A 618-nucleotide genomic window follows, 5' to 3' on the forward strand; every position below is an offset into this window, starting at 1 on the left:
CAAATAGGCACGTTGTGCCGTAAGAATAAGTATCGATACGGATACCGAAAAATTACTGCCTTACTAAGACAGGAACTCTGCGTTAATCACAAAGCAGTGCAGCGTATCATGCAGAAAAATAATTGGCAGTGTCGTGTTAAAGTGAAGAAACGAAAGAACACAGGACAGCCCTATAGCGTTGCAGAAAATATCTTGGATCGGAACTTTCGGTCCGATCGTCCACTTGAGAAGCTCGTAACCGATATTACTTATTTACCTTTTGGGCAGAAACAATTATATCTCTCCAGTATATTGGACTTATACAATGGCGAAGTGATCGCTTCTACGATTGGAGATAAGCAGGATACAGCCTTTGTATTGGATACACTCGCTCAGCTGCCCTTATTACCAGAGAACTGTGTGTTACATAGCGATCAAGGATCTGTCTATACTTCATTTGAGTATCAGGAGGCAATTAAAGCAAAAGGCATTACCATGAGCATGTCCCGCAAAGGGACGCCCGCTGATAATGCCTCCATCGAATCGTTTCATTCCACACTAAAGTCTGAAACGTTCTACCTTAACAGTATAGATCGAACTACGACTGCAATCGTAGAACGTACTGTCGAACAATACATT

Annotated in this window: 1 protein-coding gene; it reads left to right on the forward strand. The window is 42.1% G+C overall.

The window, feature by feature from the left end; all coding sequences use genetic code 11:
• Nucleotides 1–618: IS3 family transposase (locus tag CHH48_RS19100; protein WP_141230094.1), on the forward strand; the 618-nt coding region annotated here is incomplete at both ends.

The organism is Terribacillus saccharophilus, assembly GCF_002272075.1.
GTDB lineage: Bacteria > Bacillota > Bacilli > Bacillales > Amphibacillaceae > Terribacillus > Terribacillus saccharophilus_A.